Below are 25,544 nucleotides of genomic sequence, written 5' to 3'. Positions count from 1 at the left end.
GGGGTCGTGTCAGTCGACATGAATGTCGAATGACACACCGCTTTCGCGAGCAAGCCCGCTCCCACATTTGTTTTGTGTTGTTTTTTCACTGTGTGAAAAAGGAGATCCAGTTTGTCCTCTCCCATCCCGGTCACGATCCTCAGCGGCTTCCTCGGCGCCGGCAAGACCACCCTGTTGCGTCACCTGCTCAAGGCCGAGCACGGCCTGAAAATCGCCGTGATCGAGAACGAATTCAGCAATGCCGGTATCGATACCCAGCTGTTGGGCGATGAGCCGGTACAAGTAATGACACTGTCCAACGGCTGCGTCTGCTGCACCATCCACACGGACCTGACCAAAGCGCTTTATCTGTTGCTCGAGCGTCTGGACCGGGGCGACATCGCCTTCGACCGCCTGGTGATCGAATGCACCGGCCTGGCCGATCCGGCACCGGTGGCACAAACCTTTTTCATCGACGAAGAGCTGCGTGAGCGCTATATCCTCGACGGCATCATCACGCTGGTCGACGCGGCACATGCCGACTTGCACCTGGCCCAGACCATCGCCCAGGCGCAGGTCGGATTCGCCGACCGCTTGCTGGTGAGCAAGCGTGATCTGGTGGACGAGGCGACCTTCACTGCGCTGAACGAGCGTCTGACCCGCATCAACCGGCGTGCGCCGATTCGTGTGGTTGACCACGGCAAGATCGACCTGGCCGAGTTGCTCGATGTGCGCGGCTTCAACCTCAATGCCGATCTCGGCGGCGGCGTGACTTTGCGCCCGGTCAGCCAGGTTCCGTCCATCGACCGTATTTCCAGCCTGGTGCTGCGCACGGAAAAACCGCTGGATATCGACAAGCTCAGCGAGTTCATGAACGAGTTGCTGGAGGAGCATGGCAAGCAGTTGCTGCGCTACAAAGGCGTGTTGAACATCCTCGGCGAATCCCGTCGCATGGTGTTTCAGGGGGTGCTCAAGCTTTATGGTTTCGACTGGGATACCGAGTGGGCGGAAGACGACGTGCGCGAAAGCGTGATCGTGTTCATTGCCGATGACTTGCCGGAAGAAAAGATTCGCGAGGGGTTTGCGCGGGTGGCGGCGGTCTGAGGTTTTTATGGCGTCTTTGAGGACGCCATCGCGGGCAAGCCCGGCTCCCACAGGTTTCTGGTTGAACACAATGTCTGTGCTCATCCTCGAACACTGTGGGAGCGGGCTTGCCCGCGATGCAATCTAGCCGGCAACACAATGTTCACGGGTTGTATTGAGCAGTGTCTGTTCCAGGTAATCCAGATGCCGGTTGAGCGCGACTTGCGCCGTCGCGGCATCGCCTCGCTCCAGCGCATCCAGAATCGCCATGTGCTCCACACAATAATCCTTCTGCTGCAGATCAAACTGCGCAATCGCCAATGAAGTCAGCGGTACCAGGCTCTCAAGAAAATGCGCCAACGGTGCATTCCCCGCCATTTGTGCCAACTGCAGGTGAAACTCTCCCGACAAACGAATCGCCCGGCCACGTTCGGTGCATTGACGCTCGTTGTCGACCAGTGTCCGCAGGCGCTTCAAGTCTTGTGCGCATGGACGTTGACAGGCCAGCCGCACCAGCATGATCTCGGCCAGACGCCGGGCATGCAGCGTTTGCCGGGTCTGCTCGACATCAAGTTCGGCGACGCGGGGACGATGATTGACGCGAAGGATGATGATCTGCTGATGGGACAGCCGCGTCAGCACATCACGGATGTCGCTGCGCCTTGCCCCGAACATCTGCGCCAGGCTTTCTTCGGTAAAGCGACTGGCCGAATGGATGCGCTGTTCGAAAATGGCGTCCAGGACCCGCGAATACAGATCATCCACCGACGGGCGGACGGGCAGGGTAGCGAGCGTTTGTGGCGAAGCGTAGCTGTTCATGGCCAATCTCCAGTTCGAAGAGGTTTCAACTGCCGAGGTTGTCTTCCGGAATGTTCAGTTCGATGCCTATGCGTTGGCCTTCGCGCAAAATGTGCCGACGCATTTCGACGCTGGCCTGGGCGCTGTTCTTGCTGCGGATCGCCCGCACCACGGCTTCGTTTTCTTCAAGGCGTTCGGCCAGATGCTCCGGGGAGTTGCGCAACACTTCGGCGCTTTGCTTGAGGGCATTGCTGGTTTGCTGGACCACGCTCTGGAAGATCGGGTTCGACGTCAGCGTGAACAGCTCTTCGTGGAACGCGATATAGGCGCTTACGCCGGCTTCACTGTCATTGGCCTCCAGGGCTTCGCGCATGTCCATCAGGGTCAGGCGCAGTTGCCCGACTTCCTTGCTGCTGATGGACTGCGCCACGAGACCGACGATGAATGGCTCCAGGGTGTAGCGCAGTTGCAGCACGTCTTCCAGGCTCGCTGCGGCCACCGCGCTGTCGTGGGACTGGCCATCGCTGAGACTGGCCTCGAGCACGACGACGCCTTTGCCCGGCATCGAACGCACCAGACCAAGGGTTTCCAGGACGATGACCGCCTCACGCAGGCTTGGGCGGCTGATACCCAGCTGTTCGGCCAGCTCGCGTTGCCCCGGCAGCATTTCGCCGGAGCGCCACTGACCACGGGCCAAAGCGGCCCGAAGTTTTTCCACGACTGAAGTTACAACGGTCGACGAGGTAATCACTGTTCGCTCCATGAGCATCCAAAAGGGGTGAAGGTGTGCCGGCCAGGACGAGGCGGGCACACCGTTGATTCAGAATTCCTGCTGATGCGCCGGTGCGACCGGTTTTCTCGACTGGAAGGTATAACCTGCCTGGCCCGAAAGTACCTTGTTCGCCCGCTGCACATCGATGTCCTTTTCCCACCGCGCGATGGCGACGGTCGCCACACAGTTGCCGATCAGGTTGGTCAGCGCCCGGCCGATGCCCATGAACCAGTCCACGGCCAGCACCAGCACCAGACCCACTACCGGAATGGCCGGGATGGCTGTCAGGGTGGCCGCCAGAATCACCAGCGCCGAGCCCGGAATACCGTGGGCCCCCTTGGAGGTGATCAACGATACCAACAGAATCGTCAGCAGGTCGGTCATTGCCAGCGGCGTGCCGGTGGCATTGGCGATGAACACGATGGCCAGGGTCAGATAGATCGAGAAACCGTCGAGGTTGAACGAGTAACCTGTTGGAATCACCAGCCCGACCGTCGAACTGCCGATGCCCAGATGCTCAAGCTTGCGCATGATTTGCGGCAGCACGGCGTCGGACGAAGCGGTGCCCATGACAATCAGCAGTTCTTCTCGCAGGTATTTGAGCAACGGCCACATCTTCAGGCCGGAGAGGCGCATCACCAGACCGAGAATCAGAGCTACAAAGGCAACGCAGGTCAGGTAGAACAGGCCGACCAGGCTGCCCAGGTGTTGCAGCGAGTCCAGGCCATATTTGCTGGTGGTGAAGGCGATCGCACCGAATACACCGATCGGCGCCAGGCGCACGATCATGCCCATGATGCGGAAGATCACGTGGCTGAGTTCATTGATCAGCCGCGAAATACCCGATGCCGCCTCGCCCACCAGATTCAGCGCACTGCCGAACAGCACGGAGAACAACAGGACTTGCAGGATATTGTTATCGGCAAAGGCACCGATCACCGACGTCGGAATCAGGTCCATCAGGAACTGTGTGGTGGTGTGCATGTGCTGGCTGCGCTGGGCAATATCGCCCATGTCGGCTGCGGAAAGCTGCTCCAGGTGAATGTTCGCGCCGCTGCCGATGCCGGTGCTGAAGGCGAACACCAGACCGATCACCAGGGCGATGGTGGTCAGGATTTCAAAGTAGATCACTGATTTGAGGCCGATACGGCCGACCTTCTTCAGGTCGCCGGCACCGCTGATGCCGCTGACCACTACGCAAAACACAATCAAGCCAATGAGCATTTTGATCAGCTTGATAAAACCGTCACCGAGCGGTTTGAGCTGAGCGGAGTATTCGGGAAGGGTCAGCCCGCAGACGATGCCGAGCACCAGTCCGAGAACCACTTGGAGGAAGATTGAACGCGAGCACCATCTGAGCATGGGAGGAATCCTGGTCGGTGTCCTGGCTGCCGTGTGCGGGGCACATCAGATTCAGGACTTAATTATTGTGGTCTTACCGGTATGTCCAGTGCGGCTGCAGTTTAGGCGCTGATTTTGGCGGGTCGCAAGCGAAATTTACAAAATTGGCATGACCGGTCTTACCAGTTGAGCGAAATACCCGGTCTTGAGCGGTGTGGGAAAAATCGGATGCCGATTTTTTGAGAATATGGGTGAGGCTGCCCCGGGAGGCAGCCTGCGGGCGACATTATGTAAGCTGCTTTTGATGGTGTTTGTTCAAACGTTATGGTGGGTAAAGTCAGGTTCGAGGTGCTTTTCTTTCAAGGATGGTCAGGATGAAAGTAATTTTTGAGCGCTCTTCAGTTTTTCCAAGATAAACATAGGGTGAGCCTTTTACTTTAAGTCCACCCATGTAATGTTTGTCTTCGATTTTTAGCGAGATTGGTGAGTGAGTCGCCGGTAAATTATCCAGTGTGACCGCTGCATCTTGATGATTGAGAAGTGTAAAGGCTGTCGCTTCGTCAGTGTCTGAATTCATGGCTTCAAAAGTATTAAGCCAGTTCTCGCTGATGACTCGATTATAATAATCACCCTTGTTTTTTATTGTAAGTATGTAGCCGTCAGCGGTATGCAGAAAGTGCAGTTTCAAGCTTTTCACTGCACCGATCTGCTCGTTTGGGCGTATTCCGAGCAGGTGGGAGTGGTCCTGAGACTGCGGTTTGCCGGTGTAAAAGCCTCCGCTGAACAGGCTGATGGTGGCCATCGCCGGTTTGCCGTGGAGCAGTTCAAGAACATTAACTTTATGGTCAAACATTCGCAGTATTGCGATGAAAGATTTTTCAATATTGCCATTCATGATGTAACCCATTCGTTATTGGTTGATGATTGAAACGGGTTTTAGAATAAGCAGTTTTTGTTAGTTGAGGGTGTCGTGTGTGTTGCAAGGGTTTAAGTTTGCAAGTGGCAGGGTGTAATTTTTTGCCTGGGTGTTGTTGCGCTGTTGGTTGGTTGTCTTGCTGGTATGAGTCGCTAATTAAACTCCAGGCAATAAAAAACCGGCCATCTCTGGCCGGTTTTCATTACTGCGGTTTAGCAGTGCTGATTAAGCGCCGTACACCGGCAGCTTCTTGCAGATGGCCTTGACCTTCTCACGAACGGCATCGATCACCGCTTCGTTGTTCAGGTCAGCCAGGATGTCGCAGATCCAGCCGGCCAGTTCCTTGCACTCTGCTTCCTTGAAGCCACGAGTGGTCACAGCCGGGGTGCCGAAGCGCAGGCCGGAGGTGACGAACGGGGAGCGTGGATCGTTTGGCACGGAGTTCTTGTTTACGGTGATGAACGCTTTGCCCAGGGCGGCATCGGCGTCTTTACCGGAGATTTCCTGCTTGATCAGCGACAGCAGGAACAGGTGGTTCTGAGTGCCACCGGAAACCACGTCGAAACCGCGCTCGATGAACACGCTGGCCATGGCCTGGGCGTTCTTCACCACTTGTTGCTGGTAAGCCTTGAACTCAGGCTGCAGCGCTTCCTTGAAGCAAATCGCCTTGGCCGCGATCACGTGCTCCAGCGGGCCGCCTTGGGCACCCGGGAATACGGCGGAGTTCAGCTTCTTCTCGATGTCGGCGTTGGCGCGAGCCAGGATCAGGCCGCCACGTGGACCACGCAGGGTCTTGTGGGTGGTGGTGGTCACGACGTCAGCGAATGGAACCGGGTTCGGGTAGACGCCGGCGGCAACCAGGCCGGCCACGTGGGCCATGTCGACGAACAGGTAGGCACCTACTTTGTCGGCGATTGCACGGAAGCGCGGGAAGTCGAGGATCTGCGAGTAGGCAGAGAAACCGGCCACGATCATTTTCGGCTTGTGCTCAACGGCCAGGCGCTCGACTTCGTCGTAGTCGATCAGGCCGTTGGCGTCGATGCCGTACTGGATGGCGTTGTACAGCTTGCCCGAAGACGAAACGCTGGCACCGTGGGTCAGGTGACCGCCGTGGGCCAGGCTCATGCCCAGGATGGTGTCGCCGGCCGACAGCAGGGCCAGGTAAACGGCGCTGTTGGCTTGCGAACCGGCGTGCGGCTGAACGTTGGCGTAGTCGGCGCCGAACAACTCTTTGGCGCGGTCGATAGCCAGCTGCTCGACGATGTCTACGTACTCGCAACCACCGTAGTAGCGCTTGCCCGGGTAGCCTTCGGCGTACTTGTTGGTCAGTACCGAGCCTTGGGCTTCCATCACAGCAGGGCTGGTGTAGTTTTCCGAAGCGATCAGCTCAATGTGCTCTTCCTGGCGCTGAGCTTCTTGCTCCATGGCGGCAAAGAGATCGGCGTCGTACTTGGCAATAGTCAAATCACGGCTGAACATGGCGGTCCTCAAGGATCGGGGGCGGAAAAGGGGGGCATTCTAACCCAATGGGTTTTAGATGGCATATGAAACGGCATCATGTCGCAGACAAGTGGGCTTCATGAGCGGGTATGCGGTGCCTGGGCGGGCTCCTTCGCGGGCAAGCCCGCTCCCACAGGGGAACGCATTCCAAATGTGTGGGCTTGCCCGCGAAGGGGCCGCCCGCATCACTGCAAGGCTTCAGTCAAACATGAACAGCGCATCATTGCTGAACTGCCCTTCAAACCGCCCCGCCGGCATCGGCCGACCGAACAGATAACCCTGGACCTCGTCACAGCCATGCTCCCTCAGGAAGTCCAACTGCTCTTGGGTTTCCACGCCCTCGGCGATCACCGCCAGGTTCAGGCTGTGGGCCATGGCAATGATTGCCCGGGCAATTTGTGCGTCCTGCTCACCGCTGGGCAGGCCATCGACGAAGGTGCGGTCGATCTTCAGAACGTCGATCGGGAACTGCTTGAGGTAGTTGAGCGATGAATAACCGGTACCGAAATCGTCGACCGCAATGCTCAGGCCGAGGTTTTTCAGTCCGGCGAGAATCTGCATCGCCTCGCTGACTTCGCGCATCAGGATACTTTCGGTCAGCTCCAGTTCCAGGCACGCCGGCGGCAGGCCGGTTTCCTTGAGGATGGTAGCGATTCGCGTACCGAGCTGGCCGTCGGAGAACTGCCGCGCCGAGATGTTCACCGACACCTTCGGCACCCGTACCCTGGCCTGATGCCAGGCCTTGAGCTGACGGCAGGCTTCGCTGATCACCCAGTCGCCGACATCCACCACCAGCCCGAGCTCTTCGAGCACCGGAATGAAATCCCCCGGCGGCACCAGCCCGCGGCGTGGATGACGCCAGCGCAATAGCGCCTCGGCACCGGTCAGGCGCTTGCCGTCGCCGCTGAACTGCGGCTGGTAATACAGCACGAATTCGTTCTGTTCCAGGGCATGGCGCAAGTCGCTTTCCAGCTCCAGGCGTTCCAGCGCACTGGCGTTCATGTCCGCCTGATAGAACTGGAAGTTGTTCTTGCCACGCTCCTTGGCGTGGTACATCGCGGTGTCGGCATTCTTCATCAACTGGCTGAGTTCGTTGCCGTCCTGCGGACTCAGGGCGATGCCGATACTGGCCGTGACGAAGAACTCGCGGCCTTCGAGCACGAAGGGTTTCACCAGGCTGGCGAGAATCTGTTCGGCCACATGGATCGCCCGGTTCAGGGCGATTTCACGGTTGGCTCGCGGTTGCAGGAGCAAGGTGAATTCGTCACCGCCCATGCGTGCCACCGTGTCGTCATCGTCGACGCAACCGAGCAGGCGCGTGGCCATTTCCTTGAGCATGCGGTCGCCGGCGGCGTGGCCCAGGGAGTCGTTGATCGGCTTGAAACGGTCGAGGTCGAGGAACATCAGCACCACCCACGACTTCTGCCGTTCAGCCGATTGCAGTGCCGTGTGCAGGCGATCCTGGAACAGCGAACGGTTGGGCAGGTGGGTCAGGGCGTCGTAGTAGGCGAGGCGGTGAATCCGCTGCTCGCTGGCCTTGCGCTCGCTGATGTCGCTGAAGAAACACACATAGCTGGCCAAGTCGCCTTCGTCGTCGAGTACGGCGGTGATCCCGACCCAGGCGGGGTAATGCTCGTCATTACGGCGCTTGAGCCAGACTTCGCCCTCCCAGGTGCTGTGCTGGCCCAATTGCTTGAGCACGTAACGCAGATGGGCTTCCTGCTGGTCGTCGACGGTCAGCATGTTCGGCAGCTGGTCGAGGACCTGCTCCACGGCGTAACCACTGACACGACTGAAAGCTTCGTTGGCCTGGACGATGTAGCCGGCCGGGTCGGTGATCAGGATCGCCGAGGTCGAGTGTTCGAATACCGTAGCGGCCATGCGCAGGTCTTTTTCGGCCCGGCGTTGCTGGCTGATGTCGCGGCCGACGCCAAGCACGCCTTCGAACGTGCCGTGTTCGTCCCAGACCAACACCAGACGCAGTTCGATCGGGATCTTGCGCCCGTCGGCCCGCAGGCAATCGAACAGGAACAGTTGGGTTTGTACCTGGCTGCGCAACAGCGCCAGTTGGTCCGGTTGATCCAGCGCTTTGCTGACCCGGTCCATCAGGTGGTAGATGCCGGTCAGTTGTTGCGGGTTGGCGATGGTCGATTGCCAGCCGTTCTGGAAAATCCACTCGGCGTCGTAACCCAGCACCGCTTGCACCGAAGGGCTGACGTAATTGAGGGTAAGGCGGCTGTCGGTGGAGAAGATCACGTCGCTGATGCTTTCGGCGAGCATCCGGTAGCGCTGCTCACTGTCGCGCAGGGATTCGCTGGCTTCGATCTGGTCGGTGATGTCCTTGGCCACGCCGATGATCCGCGTGACCTGGTCGTTCTTGTCCCGGGCCAGTGCCTGCTCGCGAATCTCGAAGCGTCGCCACTGGCCGTCCCGATGGCGGAAGCGCAACTGGCACTGCATCAACTGGCGATAACCGGCCTGGCGCTGGATCTGGCGGGAGCGATGGTAGTAGTCGGCGTCCTCGGGATGAAGGAGGATTTCCCAGAAGTATTCGCCCATCTGGTGCAGTTCGGTGCGGTTGTAACCCAGGGTCTGGCCCAGGTGATGGTTGCTGTAGATCATGCGCTGGCTGATCACATCCTGCACATACAGGTGATCCGGCACGGTGCGCACCACGTCCGACCAGAACCCTTCGCGCTCCTGCAGCGACAACTCGATGAGCTTGCGGCTGGTGATGTCAGTGATGCTCAGGATCACTGCTTTATAGTCGTCCGGAGTTTGCGGCAGGCGCAGCACCAGCCACAGGTGCTGGTCGCGACCGCTGGCGTCCTGCAGCTTGATTTCCAGCTCGAGCTGTTGCTGCTGGTTGAGCATTGCTTCGAGCACCTGGTCGCCGATGGCGGTGCCGTCCTGTGGTTTGCCGTCGATCAGCAGTTTCCAGGCTTTGTCGGCGCTATCGACATTCAGCAGTTGCAGTGCAACCTGGTTGACCTCGGTGATCCGCAGCTCCTTGAGCAATGGCCGGCGTTGCTCCGGGATCGCCAGCCACGCTTGCAGTTGCTCACTGCCCTGCAGTTGCGCCTTGTCGAAAAAGACCTTGAGCCCGGACATGTCGAGGACGCACAAGGCCACGCCGGTGCCTTCGAAAATGTCCTGGTAGCGCCGGCGGCCTTCATTCAACTGGCGCTGACGCCGGCGCGTGTTCAGCAAAGCGAGGAACGGCAGCATGGAAAACGCCAGGCCCAGCAGGCATTTGCCGATGAACGCCGGCAACAGCTCTTCCAGCACGCGCTGACGGTCGAACAAGCCGCGCAGTTGCCAATCGCTGCTGCTCAGCGGGACGGTCAGCACGCTGTTGGCGACATCGTCTTCGGTCAGCGTGCCAGGATTGATCGAGGGCAGCGCTTCGTCGCGGCTGATGATCTGATGATTGATGCGGTTTTCCACCAGCCACAGCGGGCGGCCGTCGGCCTCGCTTTGTTTGGTCAGGGACGAAAAGAAGGTGGGGGTCAGGCGCAGGACCCAATAGCCTCGGGAACTGCCGCTGGCCTGATGCAACAATAAATGCACCACGGAACCGTCGGTGGCGTTGCTGAAGTAGTGCGCCTGGGCGTGGCTGCGGCGTACCAGTTCACCCAGGTAGTCGCTGTCATCGCTGTCGGGAGCGCTGTCACTGATGACTCTTCCCGAGGGGCTGAGCAACGCCAGGCTGCGCAGGTCTGGCAGCGACTGTTGCAGCTTGCGCAACAGGGCCTGCAATTCATCGGCGCCCTGGGGTTGCTCGACGATCGGCAACAGGTTGAGGGCGATCTGCGCGTTGAGCGCCATGTTCAGGCTGACCTGTGCGGCCAGATCGGCGGTGTAGTCGATGGTGTACTGGCGCTGGTTCTTCTGGGTTTCACGCAACTGGTCGAGCAACTGCCAGAACAGCAGGGCCAGCAGCAATAATACGAGTGTCGCCAAGGTGCCCTTCAACGTTCCGCGCAGGGGGGAGCCGGGCGCTGTGGCCGGCGCACTGGAAGTCAGAGGCGGAGGGACAATGGACAAGCTGTAATCCTGCGGTTTGGCTGGACTGGCGCGACGTGCACTATAAGCCGGACGCCCGAAGGGCGGCTAGCATGCCTTGAGTTGTGGCGAAGTGCCAGCCCCTGTCCGTCGGCTGGACTGCCACTGGTCAATCAGGTAGCTTTGCCGGTTACGCGGGAGCGTTCCAGCTCCTAGACTCAGACTTTTTCAGCGCGCACGTATTGATAGCCTCAAGCGAGCGACGCGCACGGTCTGGCCGGGCATCCGCCTGCGCACCAATCATTCATCAGTCACTGACCCTAGGTTCTCCATGGCTCAATACGTATTCACCATGCATCGGCTGGGCAAAGTTGTTCCGCCGAAGCGGGAAATCCTGAAAAACATTTCTCTGTCGTTCTTCCCCGGCGCCAAGATCGGCGTACTCGGCCTCAATGGTTCGGGTAAGTCCACGCTGCTGAAAATCATGGCCGGCGTCGACACCGAGTTTGAGGGCGAAGCCCGTCCGATGCCGGAGCTGAACATCGGCTATCTGCCGCAAGAGCCACAACTGGATCCGACCAAGACCGTGCGTGAAGTGGTCGAGGAAGCGGTCAGCGTGATCAAGGACGCCCAGGCGCGCCTGGACGAGGTCTACGCGGCCTACGCCGATCCGGATGCCGACTTCGACAAACTGGCGGCTGAACAGGCCAAGCTCGAAGCCATCCTGCAAGCCAGCGACGGCCACAACCTGGAGCGTCAACTGGAAGTCGCCGCCGATGCGCTGCGTCTGCCGGCCTGGGATGCCAGGGTCGAAGTTCTGTCCGGTGGTGAAAAGCGTCGTGTGGCCCTGTGCCGCCTGCTGCTGTCCGCACCGGACATGCTGCTGCTCGACGAACCGACCAACCACCTGGACGCCGACTCCGTTGCGTGGCTTGAGCACTTCCTGCACGACTTCCCGGGCACCGTGGTCGCGATCACGCACGACCGTTACTTCCTGGACAACGTTGCTGGCTGGATCCTGGAACTCGACCGCGGCGCGGGCATTCCTTACGAGGGCAACTATTCGGGTTGGCTGGAAGCCAAGTCCGATCGTCTGGCTGCCGAATCCAAGCAGCAGTCGGCCCACGAAAAAGCCATGAAGGAAGAACTGGAGTGGGTGCGCAAAGGCGCCAAGGCCCGCCAGTCGAAATCCAAGGCTCGTCTGCAACGCTTCGAAGAAATGCAGTCGCAGGAATTCCAGAAACGCAGCGAAACCAACGAGATCTACATCCCGGCCGGTCCGCGCCTGGGCGACAAGGTCATCGAATTCAAGAACGTCACCAAGGGCTATGGCGACCGCGTGCTGATCGACAACCTGTCGTTCTCCATGCCTAAAGGCGCCATCGTCGGCGTGATCGGCGGTAACGGTGCCGGTAAATCGACCCTGTTCCGCATGCTGATGGGCAAGGAAACGCCGGACTCGGGCAGCATCGAAGTCGGTGAAACCGTGCAGCTGGCTTGCGTCGACCAGAGCCGTGAAGACCTGGACGGCAGCAAGACCGTGTTCCAGCAGATTTCCGACGGTTCCGACCAGATCCGCATCGGCAACTACGAGATCCCGTCGCGTACCTACGTCGGTCGCTTCAACTTCAAGGGCGGCGATCAGCAGAAGTTCGTCAAGGACCTGTCCGGTGGTGAGCGCGGTCGCTTGCACCTGGCCCTGACCCTGAAGGAGGGCGGCAACGTCCTGCTGCTCGACGAACCGTCCAACGACCTCGACGTCGAAACCCTGCGTTCCCTGGAAGAAGCCCTGCTGGACTTCCCGGGCGCCGCCATTGTGATCTCCCACGACCGGTGGTTCCTTGACCGCGTCGCGACTCACATCCTGGCGTACGAAGACGACTCGCAAGCGGTGTTCTTCGAAGGCAACTACACCGAATACGAAGCCGACCGTAGAAAGCGCCTCGGCGAAGCCGCTGCCCAGCCGCACCGTGTACGCCACAAGAAACTGGCCTGATTTCGGGTTGGTTGCATAAAGAGCGGAGCCTTCGGGCTCCGTTTTTTTTGCGCGTTTTTTCAGTGAGACCGAGCAGTGGCCTTCGCGAGCAAGCCCGCTCCCACAGGGTTTTGTGAAAGGCACAGCTCTCGATTCAACATCGATTCCCTGTGGGAGCGGGCTTGCTCGCGAAGGCGGTATTCCTGATGGTGCAGGAATTGAATTGTGAATCCCCATTCAGGTGCAATATCAGGCCGAAAAGCAGTCTGTTTTATATCCTGTGCACCATTTAATTTCATTAATGCGACATTTTGCTCTGTTCTTGTGCGCGAATCGTTTGTTACAGTCCGGCTCAATCTCCTCCAACGACAATAAATTTGCCGAGACTTTTCCATGATCGAATCCGTCGAGTCCTTCCTTGCGCGCCTGAAAAAACGCGACCCGGATCAACCCGAATTCCACCAGGCTGTCGAAGAAGTCCTGCGTACCCTGTGGCCGTTTCTTGAAGCCAATCCGCATTACCTGACCTCGGGCATTCTGGAGCGTATCTGCGAGCCGGAGCGGGCGGTGGTGTTTCGCGTGTCGTGGGTTGACGATCAGGGCAAGGTCCAGGTCAATCGTGGATTCCGCATCCAGATGAACAGCGCGATCGGCCCGTACAAGGGTGGCCTGCGTTTCCACCCGTCGGTGAACATGGGCGTCCTGAAATTCCTCGCCTTCGAACAGACCTTCAAAAACTCGCTGACTTCATTGCCCATGGGCGGCGGCAAGGGCGGTTCTGACTTTGATCCGAAAGGCAAAAGCGACGCGGAAGTCATGCGCTTCTGCCAGGCCTTCATGAGCGAGCTGTACCGCCACATTGGCGCGGACGTTGACGTGCCGGCCGGGGATATCGGTGTCGGTGCGCGGGAAATCGGCTTCCTGTTCGGCCAGTACAAGCGCCTGAGCAACCAGTTCACCAGCGTGCTGACCGGCAAAGGTCCAAGCTACGGCGGCAGCCTGATTCGCCCGGAAGCCACCGGTTTCGGTTGCGTGTACTTCGCCGAAGAAATGCTCAAGCGTCGCGGCCTGGCCGTGGAAGGTAAACGTGTAGCGATCTCCGGCTCCGGCAACGTCGCGCAATACGCGGCGCGCAAGGTCATGGACCTGGGCGGCAAAGTGATTTCGCTGTCCGACTCCGAAGGCACGCTGTATTGCGAAAGTGGTTTGACCGAGGAGCAATGGCTGGCGGTGCTGGACCTGAAAAACGTACAGCGCGGGCGCATTCGTGAACTGGCCGGCCGTTTTGGCCTGGAGTTCCGCGCCGGTGAGCTGCCGTGGAGCCTGAGCTGCGACATCGCGCTGCCGTGCGCGACGCAAAACGAACTGGATGCCGAAGCCGCTCGCACTTTGCTGCGCAACGGTTGCATCTGCGTGGCTGAGGGCGCGAACATGCCAACCACCCTGGAGGCGGTGGATCTGTTCATCGAGGCGGACATTCTGTTTGCACCGGGCAAGGCATCCAACGCCGGTGGCGTGGCGGTGAGCGGGCTGGAGATGTCGCAGAACGCCATGCGCCTGGCGTGGACCGGTGGCGAAGTGGACAGCAAACTGCACGCGATCATGCAGTCGATTCACCACGCTTGCGTGCATTACGGTGAGGAGAACGGCCGGGTCAACTACGTCAAGGGCGCGAACATCGCCGGCTTCGTTAAAGTCGCCGATGCCATGCTCGCCCAAGGCGTTGTCTAAGCCGGCTCGATACGGATAACCTCAATCACTTGATCCCCGGCAGGGCGCTGCCACAGCACTTCATCGTTGAGTCGCGCACCGAGCAGTGCCCTTCCCAGCGGTGAACCCCAATTGATCAGGCCGTGGGCGGCATCGGCCTGATCTTCGCCCACCAGTTGTACCCGGCGTTCGGTGGCGTGTTCATCGGCATAGGTCACCCAACTGCCGATCTGCACTTTCTCTCTCGAAGTCGCGGCGGGTACCACCTGAGCGCTGCCCAGGCGCTGCTTGAAGTAACGCAAATCACGCTCGAGATCCGCCAGGCGCTGCTTGTCGGCCTGCTCGCCTTTTGCCGATTGTTCGGCGTGCAGGGTTTGCAGTTCGGCGACTTTTCCCTGCAACAGGTCCAGGCCTTGCGGCGTGACGTAATTGGGCTGCGCGCTGACCTGCCGTTCGACAGGCTGATCGGCTTGCGCGGCGGCGTTATCTTCATTGACGAAGGCACGGCTCATGGAATTCTCCCGGTATAGGGTTTTGGCCATGGTCGCAGGCATTTGGTTTCACCGGATGTCTGAAAGCGACTTATGGCGAGTGATAGGCCCGGGCGGCGGTCTGATCCTTCTGCTGCCAGGCCGATACGCGGTTTATAAGGAAAGTCTAGAAGTGGATGCGCCGGGTGTTTGTGAAAGGTGTGTGATCAATCCGTCGGCAAACGACGATTCCCTGTGGGAGCGGGCTTGCTCGCGAATGCGATCTGCCATTCAAAATTAATGCTGACTGACACACCGCTTTCGCGAGCAAGCCCGCTCCCACAGGGGGGGGACGTGGCGTTCGGATCAGTAGTGATACCACTTCAGCTCAAGCATCACTTCGTTCTCGGCCGTCGCCAAATGGCTGAACTCACGCTCGGCGCTCAAGCGCAGTCCGAGATTGCGGGATATTTCCCACTGCTGGTTCAGGCTCAGGCTACGGCGCACCTCGCCATTGGTGAAGAAATCACCCTTGGCTTCCAGGCTCAGGTTGCCCAGAGGGTTTTTCCACAGCACACCCGTGTTGAAGCCGGCGGCTGGTGCGATGAACGCGGCAAAGTCGTTGTTGTGCTCGATACGCACGGTGCCCAAGGCAAAGCCGAGCATGTCATCGCCCAGTTGCCAGGTGCCACCACCACCGCCGTTGACGTGGCTGACCAGAGTCTGGTCATCGTGCTTGCCCGGTACTCGCTCCAGACCGCCGGTGACTTGCCATGACAGCGGTTGCAGCAGTTCGTTACGCGGAGTCAGGGAGCGAATGGTGGCCAGGTCCAGTTGCTGCACCTGCCAGTCATTGCCTTCGTACTGGCGCAGTTTCAACTGCAGGATTTCAATCTGCGCGCCAAGGGGAAAGCTTGCGTTGTTGTCATTGAGGTCGTGATAAGCCATGCGCAAGCCGTACTCGCCAAAGGCTTTATCTCCACGAGTGCCCAGGCCGAGTTGCCAGGTACGGGACTCGTGACCGTCCTCAGGCAGGCCCGGTTGCGGGATATCCAGTTCCGGCGCCGGGTTCTGGTTGATTGCCCGTAACAGTTCGAAGCTGCGCTGGGCGCGCGCCGGGTCGCGTTCCTGGCCGTTGGCGCGGTAACGCTCCAGACGATAGGCCGCATCGATGATCAGCGCCTGGCGTTCACGGGGTTGTGTCTTGAACGCCGGGTCCTGCAATTGTTTCTGATCGGCGCTGACTTTCAGCACCCATTGCTGCTCTTCAGGGTTCAACGGCGCGGCGCGGCTGAGCAACTCGCGCTCCCGGGACGGACGATATTGAATGGACTCCACCAGCCCGGCATTTTTCACGGCTTTGACGGTGTCGGTCGGGATGGCCGTAAGCGGGAACTGTTCGGTCAGGCGCAGGCCAGGGCGGGCCACTTGCAGCAGTTCCAGCAAGCGGTACGAGCAGTTTTCGTCGAAGAAGAAGTAGTCGAACTTGATCTGCTTCAGCTCCCAGACGTGCTCGACCATGCGCGCGGTTTCCTGTTGGGTCAGGTTCAGGCGGTACTCCCACAGGTCGCGGTTTTCCAGGCTGCGGTATTCCAAGAGCTTTTCCTGATAGGGCACCATCGCGAACAGGCCGGGATAGCCGCCCATCAGGCCTTTCCAGGCATAGATGATGCTGTTGTCGGAGCCCTCGATGTAGGCACCGAAATTGATCGCGTAACTGAGCAGCGAAGTCTTGTCGCTCTTCACTTCGGCCTGGTCGATGCGCAACAGGGTATGGCCGAACATCGAGGACGGGCTGTTCAGGTAAGCCGCCGGGAAGATCATCACTGCGCTGTCGGGCGAGACGTCCTTGAACCATTGCTTGAACCCGGCGCAATCCGGCGTCGGCAGGCCGGCCAGGCCGAGTTGTTCTTTCAGCCAGCGGGTGCGGGCCGGATAGACGCATTGAGCGTGTGTTTCACCGGCACTGGCCGGGGCGTACAGGGCTTGTACAGTCGCCGCCAGTTCATGGTCAGGATGTTCATTGCCGTCAGCGGCGAGAAAAAACTTCCTGTCGCTGACATAGCTGCGCCAGCCGCCGAGCTTGGCGGTTTCGTAATGGCCCAGGGATATCCAGAAAGGGTCGTTGGCCAGTTGTTGCAAACGTTGTGGGTCGATGTGAGGCGCGGCGGACAGCGGGGCGCAGACACACAGCGCCAGCCAGGCAAGGCGTTTGAACATAGTCGGCAACTTAAACAGGAAAAAAACCAGGACCAGCGCAATTGATGTCCTTCGCCTGTAGGAGCTGTCGAGTGAAACGAGGCTGCGATCTTTTGATCTTTTAAAAACAAAGATCGCAGCCTCGTTTCACTCGACAGCTCCTACAGATGGTTGGCATTACCCGAAAAGGGGGCTGGTCCAAAAAACAAAACCCGCTTCCCGAAAGAAGCGGGGCGGGTCGAGCTTAAGCCTGAGTTGCGTACTTGGCCAGACGAGGGTCGGCTTTGAGTACGGCCAGGGTATTGGTATGCACGTCTTCTGCGGTCACGTCGGCCTTGCTGAAGATCTGCTGGAAGTGCTCGTGAGTGACGGCGGCGAAGTGCGCACGGTCTTCCGGTGCCACGCCCAGTACCACGGCATAGGTGGTCAGCGCTTCGCCCTGGCCCTTGGCCATGTCTTCGGACAGTTCGTTCATCATGCCATTCATGGCAAACCAGGATTTGCCGCCATAAGTCAGCGCCGAATTGGTTGCGCAACCGTTGGTACCGGAGGTCATGCCGAAGGTCGCGTTGCCGGAAGTGCCGTTGGTGGTGGATGCCAGGAAGTGAGCCGGAGTACCACGCTGGCCTTCGAACAGCATGTTGCCCCAACCGCAATCCGGGCCGCCTGGCGCTTGCGCCATGGCATTGATGGATACAGCGGTGAAGAGAGTACCAAGAAGAATCCGTTTCATAGCTTTGTTCTCTTTATGTGCATACCAATTGACAAGGAGTTCTGGCCCGTTCCGGTGCCAGTGGGCCGGGCATTAGTCCAGCCGCGCAGTTTGGAGTTTAGGCACGATCGCGGGGTTCCGTGATTTTTTGCAAAACATTCATGGGAAACGGCGGCGCAAGCCCGGCCCGCCTGGGGTTGGCCGATTGACGATGCTCAGGTCTGCGGCGCTCCTTGCCAGTCGGGCATGGGCAGCGCCAGAATGCTGCCATCTGCCCCGCCTGATTGTTAAGGAAGCCCGATGCCTGATCCTGTTGCTGCCAGCTTGCGTCTAGCGCCCGAAGCGCTGACCCGTCCGTTTTCCGCTGAACAGTTCAGCTTCTCTACCACCAATGATCTGGAGCCCTTTCGCGGAGTGCTTGGCCAGGAACGTGCGGTCGAAGCCTTGCAGTTCGGCGTGGCCATGCCACGCCCCGGTTACAACGTATTCGTCATGGGCGAGCCCGGCACTGGCCGGTTCTCGTTCGTCAAACGCTACCTCAAGGCCGAAGGCAAGCGCCTGCAGACCCCGGCGGACTGGGTCTACGTCAACAACTTCGATGAACCGCGCGAGCCCCGCGCACTGGAACTGCCTTCGGGCACCGCCGGGGCCTTCATCGGTGACATCAACGGCTTGATCGACAACCTGCTGGCCACGTTCCCGGCGGTTTTCGAGCATCCGTCCTACCAGCAGAAGAAAAGCGGCATCGACCGCGCCTTCAATCAGCGCTACGACAAGGCCCTGGACGTCATCGAGCGCCTGGCCCTGGAAAAGGACGTAGCGCTGTACCGCGACGCCAGCAATATCGCCTTCACTCCGATGGGCGACGGCAAGGCCTTGGACGAAGCTGAATTTGCCCAGTTGCCGGAAGCCGAGCGCGACCGCTTTCACGAAGATATTTCGGCACTGGAGGAGCGTCTGAACGAAGAGCTCGCCAGCCTGCCGCAATGGAAGCGCGAGTCGAGCAACCAGCTGCGTCATCTGAACGAAGAAACCATCACCCTGGCCCTGCAGCCATTATTGTCGCCATTGTCGGAGAAGTACGCCGAGAACGCGGCGGTCTGCGGTTATCTGCAAGCCATGCAGGTGTACTTGCTCAAGACCGTGGTCGAGCAGCTGGTGGACGACAGCAAGACCGACGCAGTCGCCCGTAAGTTGCTGGAAGAACAGTACGCGCCGAGCCTGGTGGTCGGGCACTCGGCCAGCGGCGGTGCGCCGGTGGTGTTCGAGCCGCACCCGACTTACGAAAACCTTTTCGGGCGCATCGAATACAGCACTGATCAGGGCGCGCTGTACACCACCTATCGCCAACTGCGGCCGGGTGCCTTGCATCGGGCCAACGGCGGTTTCCTGATCCTTGAAGCGGACAAAATGCTCAGCGAGCCGTTCGTGTGGGACGCGCTGAAACGTGCCCTGCAATCGCGCAAGCTGAAAATGGAATCGCCACTCGGTGAGCTGGGCCGTCTGGCCACCGTGACCCTGACGCCGCAACACATTCCGTTGCAGGTCAAGGTCGTCATCATCGGTGCCCGTCAGCTGTATTACACACTGCAGGACCTCGATCCGGACTTCCAGGAGATGTTCCGCGTCCTGGTGGATTTCGACGAAGACATCCCGATGGTCGACGAGAGCCTGGAGCAGTTCGCCCAGTTGCTCAAGACCCGTACTTCCGAAGAAGGCATGGCACCGCTGACCGCCGATGCGGTGGCACGCCTGGCGACCTACAGTGCGCGTCTGGCCGAGCATCAGGGGCGCTTGTCGGCGCGTATCGGTGATTTGTTCCAGCTGGTCAGCGAGGCGGATTTCATCCGTCACCTGGCTGGCGATGAAATGACCGACGCCGGGCACATCGAGCGCGCGCTCAAGGCCAAGGCCACGCGGACCGGGCGGGTGTCGGCGCGGATTCTCGACGACATGCTGGCCGGGATCATACTGATCGACACCGATGGCGCGGCGGTCGGCAAGTGCAACGGCCTGACCGTGCTGGAAGTCGGCGATTCGGCTTTCGGTGTGCCGGCGCGGATTTCCGCCACGGTGTACCCGGGTGGCAGTGGTATCGTCGACATCGAACGCGAGGTCAACCTCGGCCAGCCAATCCACTCCAAAGGCGTGATGATCCTTACCGGTTATCTGGGCAGCCGTTACGCCCAGGAGTTTCCGCTGGCGATTTCCGCGAGCATCGCCCTGGAGCAATCCTACGGTTATGTCGATGGTGACAGTGCTTCCCTGGGCGAGGCCTGCACCCTGATCTCGGCCTTGTCGAAAACCCCGCTCAAGCAGTGCTTTGCCATCACCGGCTCGATCAACCAGTTCGGTGAAGTACAAGCGGTCGGCGGGGTCAACGAGAAGATCGAGGGCTTCTTCCGTCTGTGCGAAGCTCGCGGATTGACCGGTGAGCAGGGGGCAATCATTCCTCACGCCAACGTCGCCACGCTGATGCTCGACGAGAAGGTGCTGGCGGCGGTGCGTGCGGGGCAGTTCCATGTCTACGCGGTCCGTCAGGCCGACGAAGCCTTGAGCTTGCTGGTCGGAGAACCGGCCGGCGAGCCGGACGAGAATGGCGAGTTCCCTGAAGGCAGCGTAAACGCGCGGGTCGTGGAGCGCCTGCGGGTTATCGCGGAAATGATCAGTGAAGATGATCTGAAAGAAGCCGAGAAGGAGTTGGCGCAGGAGGCGTTGGCGGAAACCAAGCCGGCTTGATGCCTGTTTGATTTGAAGCCAGGCAACTCCATTGTGGGAGCGGGCTTGCTCGCGAAAGCGTACTGTCAGCCAGCATTAATGTTGAATGATGTACCGTTTTCGCGAGCAAGCCCGCTCCCACATTTTTTTGTGTGAACACCGGAGAGCGTCGTCGAAATGACGTCAATATTCACACTATGACCATTCGGCGCCTTTCGGTCTTGCTCCGGCCTGCAAGCCAGACTTTTCTTCTATTCTCTGCTCAAGGATATCGACAGTAATCACAGGATCGAAACAGCCTTCCCATGGGGGCTGAATACCGGATCTACCGAGGGTCGCCGCCATGTCGCGCAACCTCTGTCTCACCCGTCAATGCCTGGGCCTTGTGACCCGTATCGAATGTGCCATCCGTCCATTGGCGGGAGATACGGGCATGTGGACTCTGCTGTTCGCCGCCGGAATGGCTGGTGAACAACCTTCGGCCATCAAGGCCCAAGGCCCGTTTCACGGTCCGTTCGTCGCTGAATCAATCCTCGACACCATCGTTGAAAGCCTGACCTTGCACGGCTACGAGTTGGCTGACGATCCGCAAATCTGGTGCCTGCACCTGCAAGCCCAACTGCGGGAAATCAACGGTGGTCGCTGCCGGAACATGGGCGGCTTCGAGTTTCACCCCGAGCACTGAGTGGCACTATTGATCAAGGCTTGTCATGTCGGCCTTGTCGAGTTTGACTTCGAAACCATATTGCACGGTGGCGAGGTCAGTGCGCTGATAGGTTTCCAGGCGCGTAGGCTGCCCGTAGAAGTAATGCACGGCAAACTGCGCCGGACCCTGTGCGCTCGTGCCATGGTTGACCGATAGAATCTCCTTCAAGTAATTGCCGCTGTCGTCCTTGGCGAAAAAGCGCCAGTCCTGGGCGGGAAATGCCTTCAGGTCCACCACCAATGCATTGTCTTTTAGCCCGAGGCCCTTGGGCAGTTGACGGGCATCGACGGATTGTTTGTCGAGCGTGGCCAGGAACAGCGGCATCGAGCCCACCGCATAGGCCGGGGTTTGCGGAAACAGATTCAGATCGTAAGTGATGGTGCCGCGCAGGGGATCGATCTGGTACGCCTCTGACGGCAGTTCGATCGGTTCGTCGCGTTTGCCAAGAGTGTCTTCGGTAAAGAAGCTCACCGGACTTTCACCGGGGTTGAACGATGTGCCGAGCAGTTCATCGTTGAAGGTGCGCAGGTGAGTGAATTCGATTCGCGCAGCACTGGGGTCGTCGACCGACTGACTGATGCTGACATTCTTTTTCAGCTGATCCTCAGTCAGCGTTGCCCCTTTCAGCCAGCCCGCCGCCTGGTCGTCGTAGACCACCACCGACAGGTTCAAGGGCTGGATGGACTTGTCCGTGGTATTGGCATCGAAGCGCCGGATCGGCAGGTCGAGGTCCTTTCGGGTGACCGTGACGGCGGAAAAATCCAGCAGGCTGACTTCGAGTGTTTCGATCGTCCCGTTGAAGTACACCTTCGAATAATGCCGAGCCTGCTGTTTCTCAAAGTTGCGTTGTTCTTCGTCGAGCTGTTTTTCCAGGGCCTCGCTCCAGCTTTTTTGCTGCTGCATCTTGGCCAGTTGCTGCTGATAGAAGGCAATTTGTACCGAGGTTTCGTTGATTGAGCCGGCGCGTGCGATGAATTGCCCGGTGCTGTCCCTGGCCTGGACGATCAGCGGGTTGAGCGGCGTTTCACTGATTTCGGGGGCCGGCGGCGCGCTGTTGTTGTATTCGATTTCCGCGTAGTTGTTCGTCAATGAGAGCAGGGTGACGCTCAGGTTGTCATTGGTGCGGGTCTGGCCTACGTCCTTTTTCGTCAGGTCGAAGCTGTAGAGGCGGCGTGGCGCGATGACTTCGATCTTGCCTTGCAGGCTTACCGGTTGCGGTTGCTGCTTTCTGTCGATGTCGAGGCCTTCGATGAAGGGGTAGGCCACGGTCAGGTCATCGGGGTTGGTCAGGTTGGAGCTCGATGGGCTGAGCTGAATGCCCGGGTCGGTTTCCGACCATTCCGGCTGGAAGGGAATCACCCGTTTGTTGCTTAGTGTGACCGACTGCCATTCCAGGCCATGGGGAAACAAAAACGCGGCAGGAATGCTGAAGGTGAAGGGAAATACTGGTTGCAGATCGGTCAGGTAGTCGGAACCGGAGTCCTTTTGCAGCACGAACAACCCGTTGATGTAGGTGTCGACCAGGGCCTGCGGGTTCGGGTAGTGCTTGAGCATGGCGAGGGCGTCTTCGCCGTATTCGGTTTCCACCGGCTTGCTGTCGAGCTTGAGTTGCGCGCGCTCGAGCAACAGCAGCGAGCCGCCCAGCTCCGACACGGCATCCTTGAGTTTCGGATCCTGGATGGCGTCCAGCGATTTTTCGAACTGCGCGGTTTTTTCTTCGAGACTGACCTGACGTTTTTCGTCGCTGGGCGAGCAGCCGCTCAGTAGCAGCGCCATGCAAATTCCGGCACTCGTCAAAGGTAATCGCACATCCATTTCCCGTCTTCCTGTCCGACATCACTGAGCAGTCAATGATTTGGACACTAGCAGAAAAACTTTGATACACAGGCGCAGGTGGCGGATTTTTCGACGGTTTCTGGCAGCTTCTGGGTATGGACGGGCGGCTGGTATACTCGCCGCCGTTTTCAGCCCAACATGTGAGATTCAATGGAACGCTTTATCGAAAATGCAATGTACGCCTCGCGCTGGCTGCTGGCGCCGATCTATTTCGGTCTGTCCCTCGGGCTGTTGGCGCTGGCACTGAAATTCTTCCAGGAAGTCTTCCACGTCATCCCGAACGTGTTTTCGATGGCCGAGTCGGACTTGATCCTGGTGCTGCTGTCACTGATCGACATGGCCCTGGTGGGCGGCCTGCTGGTGATGGTGATGATTTCCGGCTACGAGAACTTCGTCTCGCAACTGGACATCGACGACAGCAAGGAAAAGCTCAACTGGCTGGGCACCATGGACTCTTCGTCGCTGAAGATGAAGGTAGCCGCATCGATCGTGGCGATCTCGTCCATTCACCTGCTGCGCATCTTCATGGACGCCAAGAATGTCGATCCCGAACATTTGCAGTGGTACGTGATCATCCACATGACCTTCGTGGTCTCGGCATTTGCCATGGGTTACCTGGATAAAGTCACCAAGCACTGATTTCAACTTCCATTGTGGGAGCGTGGCTTGCCCGCGATGGCATCACCTCGGTCTAACGATGAACCGCAGTGATGCCATCGCGGGCAAGCCACGCTCCCACAGGGTTGCAAAACAGACGGGCGGTGTTGTTTGTGGCTTGTACTTTGATGCGCCGAAGCCTATCCCTGTAAAGAGGCTCGCTACTGCGTGAGGTGCGCTCATGAACCTGCAAGAGTTGAATGCGTATGCCGTCGCCGGGAAGGTCGATGAGCTGAACCTGATCTCGATGGAGGGAGGCATCTATCTGCTGGAGGCGCGGATGCATGGCACGGCATATCCCTTGAGCGATACGCACGGACACATGATGAGCCTGCGTTCGGTGGAGCACGCCCGTGATGTTCTACGCTCCTTTCCCAAGTTGCACTTCAACCTCGTGCACACGGTCGTGCATGACGAAATGTGCGGTCTGGTTGCCGATGTAGAGGAAAACCTGAAGGTGCCGATCGCCTGAGGCCCCTCATCAATGGCATGACATCTGTGCTAGTCTGCTGGCCCTTTTGGTTCCGGGCGCTCCGGGACGCGCTGTGCACGCATGGCAAGTTCCCGAGCCGTCCGCACAGCGGAGCAGTGTCATGTCCGAAGTAAATCTGTCCACCGACGAAACCCGCGTCAGCTACGGCATTGGCCGTCAGTTGGGCGACCAACTGCGCGACAACCCACCGCCGGGCGTAAGCCTGGACGCGATCCTGGCCGGTCTGACCGACGCATTCGCCGGCAAGCCAAGCCGTGTGGGTCAGGAAGAAATGTCCGCCAGCTTCAAAGTCATCCGCGAAATCATGCAGGCCGAAGCTGCAGCCAAGGCTGAAGCGGCTGCTGGCGAAGGCCTGGCCTTCCTGGCTGAAAACGCCAAGCGTGACGGCATCACCACTCTGGCTTCCGGCCTGCAGTTCGAAGTCCTGACCGCTGGTGAAGGCGCCAAGCCATCCCGTGAAGATTCCGTACGTACTCACTACCACGGCACCCTGATCGACGGCACGGTGTTCGACAGCTCCTACGAGCGCGGCGAGCCTGCGGAATTCCCGGTTGGCGGCGTGATCGCCGGCTGGACCGAAGCCCTGCAGCTGATGAACGCCGGCAGCAAATGGCGCCTGTACGTGCCGAGCGAACTGGCTTACGGCGCTCAAGGCGTTGGCAGCATCCCGCCGCACAGCGTACTGGTGTTCGACGTCGAGCTGCTCGACGTTCTGTAAGGCCTGGCCCGATATAACGTCGGGCTAATGTGGGAGCGGGCTTGCTCGCGAAGGCGTCCTTTCAGGCGACAAACAGTTTGCCTGACCTACCGCTTTCGCGAGCAAGCCCGCTCCCACAGTTTTTTACGGTGATTCATATTTCGATCTTGTGGTGCAGTTCACTGTGCGGGCGCAACGCCCGGGCATAGCAGAACAGAAACAGATTACGCACCAGTTCCTTGAGCACCACCGGCTCGCTGGAACTCAGGCCATTGAGGTCAAGATCACCCTGGTCCTGCAGTTCGCTCAAGGCTTCTTCTTCAAGCACCGCACAGACTTCCCCGGTTTCCCGATGCAGGATCCGAAGGTATGGGTGTGGGCGGTCCAGCCAGGCATCGATCAAATAAGTCATGGTTCTCATCTCCACTGAGGGTCTGATGAGAATAATTCTTATTCATCAAATAGCAAGGGCCTATTGACGGTTTGCGCTTTTTTCCGGGTAAAGATTGCGTCAGGTCAAATCGACTGGCGTTTGGCTATTGCGAGGGTTTACCGGGTGAAGCGGGGGAGGGTGAGGCGCCATCCCACGCCGGGCGCGGGATGGACAACAGCAGGCTCAGACTTTTCTGACGAACTCGGACTTGAGTTTCATCGGGCCGATGCCGTCGATCTTGCAATCGATGTCGTGATCGCCATCGCACAGGCGGATGTTCTTGACCTTGGTGCCGACCTTGACCACCAAAGACGTGCCCTTGACCTTGAGGTCCTTGATCACGGTGATGGTGTCGCCGTCCTGCAGGACGTTGCCGACCGAATCCTTTTTCACCGTGTCGTCGGACACCGCTTCGGTTTCACCGCTGGCGGACCATTCGTGGGCGCACTCGGGGCAGATCAGTTGGGCGCCGTCTTCATAGGTGTATTCGGAATTGCATTTTGGGCAGGGTGGCAACGTGCTCACTAAGGCTCCTTGGATTCAG

General features: G+C 59.2%; 20 protein-coding genes. 8 read left to right on the top strand and 12 right to left on the bottom strand.

Features of this window, described 5'->3' with window-relative positions; translation table 11 throughout:
• Nucleotides 1–111 precede the first annotated feature (111 nt).
• On the top strand, nt 112–1,083 hold the full coding sequence (gene yjiA, locus AC07W4_RS24950) for a GTPase (RefSeq protein WP_495034356.1): 972 nt from the start codon (nt 112–114) through the stop codon (nt 1,081–1,083).
• Nucleotides 1,084–1,206: 123 nt separating this feature from the next.
• Here yjiA and AC07W4_RS24945 read toward each other — a convergent pair whose 3' ends face one another.
• The 6 genes from AC07W4_RS24945 to AC07W4_RS24920 all read right to left on the bottom strand — a co-directional run bounded on the left by AC07W4_RS24945 (nt 1,207) and on the right by AC07W4_RS24920 (nt 10,436).
• Nucleotides 1,207–1,881 carry a GntR family transcriptional regulator gene (locus AC07W4_RS24945; protein ID WP_008052038.1) on the bottom strand — a complete coding sequence of 225 codons (675 nt, stop codon included), beginning with the start codon at nt 1,879–1,881 and terminating at the stop codon, nt 1,207–1,209.
• A gap of 25 nt (nt 1,882–1,906) precedes the next feature.
• A complete protein-coding gene (locus AC07W4_RS24940; protein WP_008052039.1) occupies nt 1,907–2,611 on the bottom strand; it encodes a FadR/GntR family transcriptional regulator in 705 nt (234 codons plus the stop codon).
• 69 nt (nt 2,612–2,680) lie between these two features.
• Nucleotides 2,681–3,994, bottom strand: a complete 1,314-nt coding sequence (locus AC07W4_RS24935; protein ID WP_495034355.1) for a C4-dicarboxylate transporter DctA — start codon at nt 3,992–3,994, stop codon at nt 2,681–2,683.
• A gap of 316 nt (nt 3,995–4,310) precedes the next feature.
• Entirely contained in the window at nt 4,311–4,868 is a 558-nt protein-coding gene (locus AC07W4_RS24930; RefSeq protein ID WP_495034354.1) for a hypothetical protein, read from the bottom strand.
• A 246-nt stretch (nt 4,869–5,114) separates the two neighbouring features.
• Nucleotides 5,115–6,368 carry a serine hydroxymethyltransferase gene (gene glyA / locus AC07W4_RS24925; protein ID WP_007970889.1) on the bottom strand — a complete coding sequence of 418 codons (1,254 nt, stop codon included), beginning with the start codon at nt 6,366–6,368 and terminating at the stop codon, nt 5,115–5,117.
• Between the two features lie 219 nt (nt 6,369–6,587).
• Nucleotides 6,588–10,436 (bottom strand): sensor domain-containing protein, encoded by a 3,849-nt coding sequence (locus AC07W4_RS24920; protein WP_495034353.1) that lies wholly within the window; start codon nt 10,434–10,436, stop codon nt 6,588–6,590.
• 289 nt (nt 10,437–10,725) lie between these two features.
• Between AC07W4_RS24920 and ettA the strand changes: the two genes are divergently transcribed.
• Nucleotides 10,726–12,390: an energy-dependent translational throttle protein EttA gene (gene ettA, locus AC07W4_RS24915; protein ID WP_008052045.1), complete on the top strand. Its 1,665-nt coding sequence runs from the start codon at nt 10,726–10,728 to the stop codon at nt 12,388–12,390.
• Nucleotides 12,391–12,762: 372 nt separating this feature from the next.
• Nucleotides 12,763–14,100, top strand: coding sequence for an NADP-specific glutamate dehydrogenase (gene gdhA, locus AC07W4_RS24910; RefSeq protein ID WP_495034352.1), 1,338 nt, complete (start codon nt 12,763–12,765; stop codon nt 14,098–14,100).
• On the opposite strand, the gene AC07W4_RS24905 is transcribed toward gdhA, so the two are convergent.
• The 3 genes from AC07W4_RS24905 to AC07W4_RS24895 form a co-directional block, all read right to left on the bottom strand.
• Entirely contained in the window at nt 14,097–14,591 is a 495-nt protein-coding gene (locus tag AC07W4_RS24905; protein WP_008052047.1) for a GreA/GreB family elongation factor, read from the bottom strand. The two genes, gdhA and AC07W4_RS24905, sit on opposite strands and share 4 nt — an antisense overlap.
• 324 nt (nt 14,592–14,915) lie before the next feature.
• Entirely contained in the window at nt 14,916–16,769 is a 1,854-nt protein-coding gene (locus AC07W4_RS24900; RefSeq protein ID WP_495034351.1) for an Lnb N-terminal periplasmic domain-containing protein, read from the bottom strand.
• Between the two features lie 223 nt (nt 16,770–16,992).
• On the bottom strand, nt 16,993–17,481 hold the full coding sequence (locus AC07W4_RS24895; RefSeq protein ID WP_008052053.1) for a DUF3015 domain-containing protein: 489 nt from the start codon (nt 17,479–17,481) through the stop codon (nt 16,993–16,995).
• A 279-nt stretch (nt 17,482–17,760) separates the two neighbouring features.
• Between AC07W4_RS24895 and AC07W4_RS24890 the strand changes: the two genes are divergently transcribed.
• Nucleotides 17,761–20,199, top strand: a complete 2,439-nt coding sequence (locus tag AC07W4_RS24890; protein WP_008052054.1) for a Lon protease family protein — start codon at nt 17,761–17,763, stop codon at nt 20,197–20,199.
• A gap of 322 nt (nt 20,200–20,521) precedes the next feature.
• On the top strand, nt 20,522–20,863 hold the full coding sequence (locus tag AC07W4_RS24885; RefSeq protein ID WP_008052055.1) for a PA4575 family protein: 342 nt from the start codon (nt 20,522–20,524) through the stop codon (nt 20,861–20,863).
• 6 nt (nt 20,864–20,869) lie between these two features.
• Here the strand turns inward: AC07W4_RS24885 and AC07W4_RS24880 are convergent, their stop codons facing one another.
• On the bottom strand, nt 20,870–22,699 hold the full coding sequence (locus AC07W4_RS24880) for a hypothetical protein (protein WP_495034350.1): 1,830 nt from the start codon (nt 22,697–22,699) through the stop codon (nt 20,870–20,872).
• A gap of 171 nt (nt 22,700–22,870) precedes the next feature.
• Between AC07W4_RS24880 and AC07W4_RS24875 the strand changes: the two genes are divergently transcribed.
• The 3 genes from AC07W4_RS24875 (at nt 22,871) to bamJ (ending at nt 24,588) form a co-directional block, all read left to right on the top strand.
• On the top strand, nt 22,871–23,359 hold the full coding sequence (locus AC07W4_RS24875; RefSeq protein ID WP_007970904.1) for a TIGR00645 family protein: 489 nt from the start codon (nt 22,871–22,873) through the stop codon (nt 23,357–23,359).
• Between the two features lie 199 nt (nt 23,360–23,558).
• Nucleotides 23,559–23,849, top strand: coding sequence for a DUF6482 family protein (locus tag AC07W4_RS24870; protein WP_046041769.1), 291 nt, complete (start codon nt 23,559–23,561; stop codon nt 23,847–23,849).
• Nucleotides 23,850–23,970: 121 nt separating this feature from the next.
• Nucleotides 23,971–24,588, top strand: a complete 618-nt coding sequence (gene bamJ, locus AC07W4_RS24865; RefSeq protein WP_008052058.1) for a BamJ family beta-barrel-assembly machinery protein — start codon at nt 23,971–23,973, stop codon at nt 24,586–24,588.
• 133 nt (nt 24,589–24,721) lie between these two features.
• Here the strand turns inward: bamJ and AC07W4_RS24860 are convergent, their stop codons facing one another.
• Both AC07W4_RS24860 and AC07W4_RS24855 read right to left on the bottom strand, forming a co-directional pair.
• Nucleotides 24,722–24,979 (bottom strand): PA4570 family protein, encoded by a 258-nt coding sequence (locus AC07W4_RS24860; protein WP_008052059.1) that lies wholly within the window; start codon nt 24,977–24,979, stop codon nt 24,722–24,724.
• A gap of 204 nt (nt 24,980–25,183) precedes the next feature.
• Nucleotides 25,184–25,525, bottom strand: a complete 342-nt coding sequence (locus AC07W4_RS24855) for a zinc ribbon domain-containing protein YjdM (RefSeq protein WP_008052060.1) — start codon at nt 25,523–25,525, stop codon at nt 25,184–25,186.
• Nucleotides 25,526–25,544: the final 19 nt, after the last annotated feature.

This window comes from Pseudomonas sp. GW821-FHT02A08 (genome assembly GCF_059422045.1).
Note: the sequence above shows the minus strand (reverse complement) of the source record. Positions and strands in the feature narration are given on the sequence as shown.

Coding starts and splice junctions, on each gene's coding strand:
- AC07W4_RS24945 (WP_008052038.1), bottom strand. CDS start 1,881: ATGAACAGCTACGCTTCGCCACAAACGCTCGCTACCCTGCCCGTCCGC.
- AC07W4_RS24935 (WP_495034355.1), bottom strand. CDS start 3,994: ATGCTCAGATGGTGCTCGCGTTCAATCTTCCTCCAAGTGGTTCTCGGA.
- AC07W4_RS24930 (WP_495034354.1), bottom strand. CDS start 4,868: ATGAATGGCAATATTGAAAAATCTTTCATCGCAATACTGCGAATGTTT.
- glyA (WP_007970889.1), bottom strand. CDS start 6,368: ATGTTCAGCCGTGATTTGACTATTGCCAAGTACGACGCCGATCTCTTT.
- ettA (WP_008052045.1), top strand. CDS start 10,726: ATGGCTCAATACGTATTCACCATGCATCGGCTGGGCAAAGTTGTTCCG.
- gdhA (WP_495034352.1), top strand. CDS start 12,763: ATGATCGAATCCGTCGAGTCCTTCCTTGCGCGCCTGAAAAAACGCGAC.
- AC07W4_RS24905 (WP_008052047.1), bottom strand. CDS start 14,591: ATGAGCCGTGCCTTCGTCAATGAAGATAACGCCGCCGCGCAAGCCGAT.
- AC07W4_RS24900 (WP_495034351.1), bottom strand. CDS start 16,769: ATGTTCAAACGCCTTGCCTGGCTGGCGCTGTGTGTCTGCGCCCCGCTG.
- AC07W4_RS24895 (WP_008052053.1), bottom strand. CDS start 17,481: ATGAAACGGATTCTTCTTGGTACTCTCTTCACCGCTGTATCCATCAAT.
- AC07W4_RS24890 (WP_008052054.1), top strand. CDS start 17,761: ATGCCTGATCCTGTTGCTGCCAGCTTGCGTCTAGCGCCCGAAGCGCTG.
- AC07W4_RS24885 (WP_008052055.1), top strand. CDS start 20,522: ATGTCGCGCAACCTCTGTCTCACCCGTCAATGCCTGGGCCTTGTGACC.
- AC07W4_RS24880 (WP_495034350.1), bottom strand. CDS start 22,699: ATGGATGTGCGATTACCTTTGACGAGTGCCGGAATTTGCATGGCGCTG.
- AC07W4_RS24875 (WP_007970904.1), top strand. CDS start 22,871: ATGGAACGCTTTATCGAAAATGCAATGTACGCCTCGCGCTGGCTGCTG.
- AC07W4_RS24870 (WP_046041769.1), top strand. CDS start 23,559: ATGAACCTGCAAGAGTTGAATGCGTATGCCGTCGCCGGGAAGGTCGAT.
- bamJ (WP_008052058.1), top strand. CDS start 23,971: ATGTCCGAAGTAAATCTGTCCACCGACGAAACCCGCGTCAGCTACGGC.
- AC07W4_RS24860 (WP_008052059.1), bottom strand. CDS start 24,979: ATGACTTATTTGATCGATGCCTGGCTGGACCGCCCACACCCATACCTT.